The sequence below is a fragment of the Nitratireductor sp. ZSWI3 genome (assembly GCF_024655565.1).
GTDB lineage: Bacteria > Pseudomonadota > Alphaproteobacteria > Rhizobiales > Rhizobiaceae > Nitratireductor.
The window spans coordinates 1-6622 of sequence record NZ_JANKOF010000154.1; the positions used below are offsets into that span (position 1 = coordinate 1).

General features: G+C 64.6%; 9 protein-coding genes and 1 pseudogene. All 10 read right to left on the minus strand.

The window, feature by feature from the left end; translation table 11 throughout:
* Nucleotides 1-122 precede the first annotated feature (122 nt).
* Complete coding sequence (locus NUU27_RS24455; protein ID WP_257764917.1) at nucleotides 123-473, minus strand: DUF190 domain-containing protein; 351 nt, start codon at nucleotides 471-473, stop codon at nucleotides 123-125.
* 90 nt (nucleotides 474-563) lie between these two features.
* Nucleotides 564-953: pseudogene (locus tag NUU27_RS24460) on the minus strand (CrcB family protein); the annotation flags it as partial.
* Complete coding sequence (gene crcB, locus NUU27_RS24465) at nucleotides 950-1357, minus strand: fluoride efflux transporter CrcB (protein WP_257764909.1); 408 nt, start codon at nucleotides 1355-1357, stop codon at nucleotides 950-952. The pseudogene NUU27_RS24460 and the gene crcB, both read right to left, overlap by 4 nt.
* Nucleotides 1357-1593 carry a hypothetical protein gene (locus NUU27_RS24470; protein WP_257764910.1) on the minus strand — a complete coding sequence of 79 codons (237 nt, stop codon included), beginning with the start codon at nucleotides 1591-1593 and terminating at the stop codon, nucleotides 1357-1359. Before NUU27_RS24470 ends, crcB begins: the two co-directional genes overlap by 1 nt.
* Entirely contained in the window at nucleotides 1593-2339 is a 747-nt protein-coding gene (locus NUU27_RS24475) for a COG4280 domain-containing protein (RefSeq protein ID WP_257764911.1), read from the minus strand. The genes NUU27_RS24470 and NUU27_RS24475 overlap by 1 nt, the downstream gene beginning before the upstream one ends.
* 30 nt (nucleotides 2340-2369) lie before the next feature.
* Entirely contained in the window at nucleotides 2370-2576 is a 207-nt protein-coding gene (locus tag NUU27_RS24480; RefSeq protein ID WP_257764912.1) for a DUF1127 domain-containing protein, read from the minus strand.
* 4 nt (nucleotides 2577-2580) lie between these two features.
* The gene (locus NUU27_RS24485) at nucleotides 2581-3123 is read right to left on the minus strand and encodes a Chromate resistance protein ChrB (protein ID WP_257764913.1); all 543 of its coding nucleotides are present in this window, start codon (nucleotides 3121-3123) and stop codon (nucleotides 2581-2583) included.
* 140 nt (nucleotides 3124-3263) lie between these two features.
* Nucleotides 3264-4259, minus strand: coding sequence for a site-specific integrase (locus NUU27_RS24490; protein ID WP_257764914.1), 996 nt, complete (start codon nucleotides 4257-4259; stop codon nucleotides 3264-3266).
* The gene (locus NUU27_RS24495) at nucleotides 4246-5202 is read right to left on the minus strand and encodes a tyrosine-type recombinase/integrase (RefSeq protein ID WP_257764915.1); all 957 of its coding nucleotides are present in this window, start codon (nucleotides 5200-5202) and stop codon (nucleotides 4246-4248) included. The genes NUU27_RS24490 and NUU27_RS24495 overlap by 14 nt, the downstream gene beginning before the upstream one ends.
* Entirely contained in the window at nucleotides 5199-6446 is a 1248-nt protein-coding gene (locus tag NUU27_RS24500; RefSeq protein ID WP_257764916.1) for a tyrosine-type recombinase/integrase, read from the minus strand. Before NUU27_RS24500 ends, NUU27_RS24495 begins: the two co-directional genes overlap by 4 nt.
* Nucleotides 6447-6622 lie beyond the last annotated feature (176 nt).

Sequence of the window (6622 nt, forward strand, 5' to 3'; positions counted from 1 at the left end):
CGGCCTCGGTGCGCTGCGGGCGGCACTGCGCCCCCAACTCGCATCCCAGGATGCCGGGCGGTTCATGCGCCAGCGAACAGCCAGGACAGGGTGACGGACGGTAGGCATGCGCCCGTCTTTAGTCAGGCGCCGGCTTTTCGATCATTCGCGCCGTATTGGAGCACGCGCACGTTCTCGACCGTGATCAGGCCGCTCGTCATAAGGCGGTCGAGTTCCGGCAGGAACGCGTTGATCCTGTCCTCGCTGTCGATGATTTCGATGACGAGCGGCAGGTCCTCGGAGAGCCGCAGGATCTTCGACGTGTGCAATCGGCTGGAGTGTCCGTATCCAAGCGGGCCTCTGAGCACCGTCGCTCCGGCGAGGTGCATCTCGCGCGCCTTGAGCACGATTGCTTCGTACAAAGGCCGGCCGTCGTCTTTGTCGTCTTCGCCGATGAAGATGCGCAAGGCGAGTGCCTGTTCCGGTACTTGCATGTCGTCGATCCTTTCCTGCTTCGGTTGCGCCGTTCGGCGCCGTCCATCCAGTCGGTTGAGGCGCATGGCCAAGGCATGTCCCGCCCACACGGCCAGCAGCCATATGACGACGGATACGCCGACATTCACGGCCGCGAGCGGATAGTCGTTGCGGGCTGCGAACCGGACCGTCTCCAGGCTGAACACGGAGAAGGTCGTAAACCCGCCGCAGATACCCGTCATCACGAACTGTCTCTGGCGGGCGCTGACAAAGAGCCGACCGTCCGGCCCGGTCAGCGCCGCGTAGGCGCCGATCACGAACGACCCGATCCCGTTTGCCGCCAGCGTGCCCCACGGGAACCCCGGCCCCAGCATTTCGAGCGAGGCCAGAGAGACGACGGCGCGCAGCACGCCGCCGATCGCCGTGCCGAGGGCCACCGCCAGATACATCAGCAGAGCCGCGCGGATGCTCCGCCAGTGAGCCGAACCGCGCGGGCTCATGTGATGCCCGCCGCAATGGCTGCGTGACCGGCGACCATGCCGAGCGCGACAGCGGCGAGACAGAGCACGAGCGACAGGACCACGTTGACCGTCGCCTGCCGCCACTCGCCGTCGCGTGCCAGCGCCAGCGTCTGGAGGCTGAACGAGGAGACGGTCGTGTAGCTCCCGAGGAATCCCGTTACGGCAAGCGGCCAGGCCTGTGGCAAGTCGGCGAGATGATGGTTCTCGGCGAGATAAGCGAGAATGCCAATCGAGAACGCCCCCGTGACGTTCACCACCAGCGTGCCCCACGGGAAGGTCTCGCCTATGGCGCGGGCGACGAGACCCGAGACGAAGAAGCGGGCCATGCCGCCAAGTGCGCTGCCCGCCGCGATCAGCGCAAGCAGTGCCGAGATCTCCTTCATCAGGTCGTCCGGGAAGCCGCCATCGCCCTCTGCCGACGCGCGGCGCGTACGACGGCGCCGATGAGCACAACGAGACATCCGACGAGCAGCACGCCGCCGCCGATCAGCGGCGGGACATCCCCGAGATCGATCAGCGCGGCGGCGACGGCCACGATTACAAGCACGGCCGCTGTGAGCCGCGCATCGCCCACGAACATGCCGAAGAGTTCTGCGAGGACGTCTCTGAGAATGGTCATTATGCGGCCTCCCTGACCGAAGTGCGGGCAAGGCTCGCGGCAAGTAGTCCCGTCGCGAGGAAGAGCGCCGCGAAGACGAAGAGAGCGAGATCGGCGCCCGGCCATTCGATGCCCAGGCCCTCGCCCGTCCAGAACACCCCGAATGCAGACAGCATCACCCCGACGCCGAACTTGAGGGTGTTTTCCGGCACACGGGACAGCGGCCGGTGGACGATCGCGCCGACCAGAAGAACAAGCGCGCAGGCCGCGAGCGCGCCGAGGCTCGCGGGCCATAGAAGCCCCCGTCCGGCGCCGACAGCGATGACGATGAACACCACCTCCAGCCCCTCAAGCAGAACCGCCTTGAAGGCGGTGATGCCAGCGATCCAGTCGAGCGATGTCTTGTGCCGCCGGGCTTCCTCGCCGAGATGCGCCGTTTCGGCGGCGAAGATCGCCCCCTCGTCATGGAGCGGGATCACGCCGGCCATGCGCAGAGCCGCCTTGCGCAGCCAGCCGATGCCGAAGAGGAGCAGGAGAACGCCGATCACCAGTTGCAGGGCATGCAGCGGCACGCGGTCGAGCAAGGGTCCGAGCGCCAGCACGATCGCCGCCAGCACGGCCAGCGCCGCCGCAGTCCCCAGAACCGCCGGGCGCCAGCCGCGCAGTGTCGCCACCGCAAGGATGATGGTGAAGGCCTCGACGATCTCGACCACGGAGGCGAGGAAGGCTGAGCCGATGGCCGGGGTGGCCGTGGACCATTCAATCATGAGTGCCGATCCTTTCGTGCTGCGGCCTCGTCAGTCCCATCGCCGGGCCTCCGTCTCAGCAGCCGCACGGCTTACGCCGATATCCGACAGCAGCCGGTCGTCGAGGTCCACCAGCGCGGCGCGCTGGCGTTGGCGGTCAAGCCAGCGCAGCAACCAGGACGGCGGCCGCCGCATCGCCTCGGGCGGGAAGCGTGGATAGAAGGCCGTGGATGGGTTGATATCTGCCTGAACGCCCATGCTCTCACCCGTTCTCGTCGTGGGCGTCGAAGACGCGGCGAGCGTAGTCGTCCAGGACGGCCTCGCACCCCTTTAGCCGCTCCTCGGCCTCGGCCGCACGGGCGCCGCCGTAGAAGTCGAGCTTGCGGATCTTGCCGAGCCAGCCCTGAAGCTTCTTCAGGTCGACGTCGTTCTCCTCGAGCTCGGCATAGGTGAAGTGGTTCGCCGTGACCTCCTTGGCGACCTCGCGCTCGAAGTCGTCGCACTTGTCGATGAACTCCTCGTAGGCTTCGTCCCGGTCGGCTTTGAACCGGGCGATCACCTTCTCCCCCTGACCGCGGTCGAGCGCGACGGTCTCGAGAATCACGCAGTCACCCTTCGCCTCGCTGATGTCGTTCTCGATCATCTTCAACCGGCGGACATGGTCGTCGGTCTTGGGCAGGAGGCAGACGCCGCTCTGGAGATAGACCGCGCCCATCCCCTTGAGCCGCCGCCAGACGGCGATCCGCTTCGCCGCCGGCTCGGGCGGAATCTTGTAGGTGAGGAGAAGCCATGCGATTTCGGTCATGGAGTCAACCATGCTGTAACGGCCGTAACATGTCAACTGATCGATTTGCACACCTATTGTGTTTCTGGTCGGCAAGAGGGCGATCGCGGCGACGCGTCGAGCAGGAGCGCTTGGCGGAGAACGCCGCGACATCTCCTAACTCACAGGGATTTCAGGAAGGCCATCAGGTCCTTGTCCTCCTTCCATGGGCGCCCGTGCCTTGGCTGACCGACCTCGCAAAGCGCGACGGCGTTGGTTTTCAGCGTGAGGTCTATTTCCGCATAGATGTTGGTGGTGCTGATCGAGACATGCCCGAGCCAGACGCGGATGGTATTGATGTCCACCCCGGCGAGAACCAGATGGCAGGCCGTCGTGTGCCGGATCACATGCGGGGTGATCGTTCTATCCGCCAGTTCGGGAACCTGCGATGCGGACCGCTCGATGAGCCGGTAGACCCCAAAGCGGGTAAACTGCGTCCCGAGCCTGCTGACAAACACGGGGGCATCCGGTGCGCGGTCGAGGATTTCGTTTGCGAGAACCCGTTCGGTTTCCGGCCACAACGGGCACTGCCGCGTCTTGCCGCCCTCTCCGTGGAGGGTGGCAAGATCGTGACCACCCTTATCGCGACCAAACTCCAGATCCCGCACCTTCAAATGGGTGACCTCGGAGACACGGGCGCCGGTGTTGTAGAGAAAGAGCAGAAGCGCGTATTCGCGTCGTCCCCGGCGGGTCCTGCGGTCGGGCACGGCGAGCATGGCCTCCATCTCCGGCCTCGTCAGCCAGCCGACCGGCGGCGCCATCGATTTCTTCGAGGCAATCGCTCGGATATGGCTGCACCACTCGACATGGGCCGGATCCCGGCTGCCGACGAAGCGGGCAAAGGCATGGATGGCGGCAAGCCGCTGATTGCGGGTCCGGACGGAACAGCCGCGGTCTTCTTCAAGATACGCGAGGAACTTCAGCACCAGACTCGAAGATAGATCGCGCACCGCCAGCCGATCCACAGGCTTGCGCAGCTTGCGGCTGGCAAAGGGCAGGAGCAGGCTGAAGGTGTCGCGATAGCTGGACCGTGTGTTGCGAGCCAGATTGCGTTCGGTGACGATGTACTCGACGAGGAAGCGCCGGAGCCAGGGGCCGAGGGTTTCAGGGTCTGGCATTCTCGCCCCCACTTGCATAGTGCGCAAAACGCAGCGAGGCCTGCTGCAGGAGTTCCGGCGTCATCGACAGGTAGGCCTTCGTGCCTTCCAGATCGGAATGACCAAGATAGGTGGACAGCACCGGCAGCAACCGTTGCACATCCGCCCCCTGCCGATACCAGGCCGTCAGGCTGTGAACCGCGAAGCTGTGCCTGAGGTCATGCAGGCGCGGAACCTTCCGTCCGCCCTCTGTGCCGCGCACTTTGGTGACGCGCCGCAGCTTTTCGAATGCGGCCTGAACGGTACTGCTTGCCAGCCGCGTGCCGTCCCGATTTGCCAGCAGGAACGCGGCTTCACCCCGCGCAATCCCGTTGCCGGGCCGAATGGACATGAAGTTTTTCAGCACCGCCGCGAGCCGCGGCCCCACGGGAACAAGACGGCTTTTGTGGAACTTCGTATCCCGGATGGTCAGGATGGCTTCCGATAGGTCCACATCCGCCAGCGTGAGCCCGGTCGCCTCGCTGAAGCGCAAACCCGCGCCATAGAGCAGAAGAAGCAGGGTCCGGAACGTGACGGCGTCGAGTTGCCTGGCCCCGTGCAGGCTGCTCTCGATGTTCCTCGGATCAATGAGCCGCTGCAGTTCTGCACGCGTGTAGATGTAGGGCGGCGCACGCAGCGGCGATCTCGGTTCATGTTCAGGCAGGGGTGAACAGCGCGCATAGCCCCGGCTGATCGCATAGCGCCAGAACCCGGCAAGAGCGTAGGCCTTGTTCTCGCGATGCCGGGTCAAGGCGCCCCTTCCGGCCAGGAAGGTCAGTACCTGCGCCTTGGTGACCGCGTCGCATTCAGCCTCGCCGTCGGCGTGACGGAGGAACTGACGCAGCAGATTCCGCGCCGTCGTGAACTTTGCGCCATGCGCCTGTCGCCAAAGCGCATATTGCTCGATAGCCGCGCGCAGCTTCATGCCAGCCCCTCCAGATCGAGGGCTGCCACTTCGCGGAGGGCCACAAGGTTGACCTTGGCATAAATCGCGGTGGAGGAAGGGTCGCGGTGCCCGAGAAAGTCCCCGATGAGCTTCATCGACATGCCCTGATCCAGAAGATGTTGGGCTGCGGCGTGACGAAGGGCATGTGGACCGCGTCGACCGGCAACAACACCAATGCCGGCCAGGCGATCTCGGACCATCTTGCCCAAGGCCTTTCTGCCAAGGGGTCGGATCGGCGCATGTGATGTGAAGAAGAGGCTGCGCCCGAAGCCGGACGGTCGCGCGTCTCGAATGTAACTCAGTATTGTGTTTCCAACCGCCTGTGACAGTGGCCACAGGTGGGTTCGACCGGGTTTCGGGCACCGGACACGCAGCATCCCGTTCTCCCAGTCGAGATCATCGAGGCGCAGGCCAGCAACTTCTCCAGCTCGCAGGCCGTAAGCGATGAACAGCATCAGGATCGCGCGGTCGCGCTTGTCCACCGGGCGCTCGCCCTGAACGGATGCCAGCAGACGCTCGACGTCGTCACGCTTGATGCCCTTCGGAACGGTCTCGTCCGCCATGTACCCGGGTGCCATGATCCCTGCACCTAGCCCGGGCCGACACCAGCCACGCTTTTCAGCAAAGCCGAAGAACGGCCTCAGACGCTGCGCGAAGTCATGAATCGTCCTCCGGTTCCAGGCACCCCGTCCATGCTCGATCGCAATGACCTCGTCGACGTCCGCCATCTGGATGGCGTCCAGCGACGTGCCCCTTCCTGCAAGGCAGACGAAGAAGTGGTCGGCAGCGCGGCAATAGTCATCTATCGTCGCATCTGACAGGCCACGTTCGTTTCGCAACCAGCCTTCGAAGATCCGCACCTCGGCATGGTGCGGGTGACGGTCTTCTTCGGTCTCCTCGACCCAACCGAGATAGCGCAGCAGGTCGACGCAGTGGCTGACGAACCGTTGACGGGTCTTGGCGGTGGCAGCCCGGTCGCATCTGCGCCCTTTCGGCTGGGACCAGATCGTCGCCGCTGCCTCGATGCCTTGAATGCTGATCCGGTCGCCTTCCTGAACATTCAGAAGGCGAACAAGATGAAGGTGATCGTTGGCGCATTTGCGCAGGGTGGCTCGACTGGTGCCAATTTCCTTGAGATGACGAAGATATCGTGCCCTCGGTTCGGCAAGCGGCGCGGCGCGATGCTTTGCTGCGGTGCGGGGAAAGAAGATTTCTTCAAACATATTTGTGCCTCCGTGTTGATGGAGGCCCAAGCTTCCGCACCGGGTGCCGTGCTGTCAGTCATATTGACCCGATCAGCGCCTCACCCTGTCCTGGCTGTTCGCTGGCGCATGAACCGCCCGGCATCCTGGGATGCGAGTTGGGGGCGCAGTGCCGCCCGCAGCGCATCGAGGCCGAC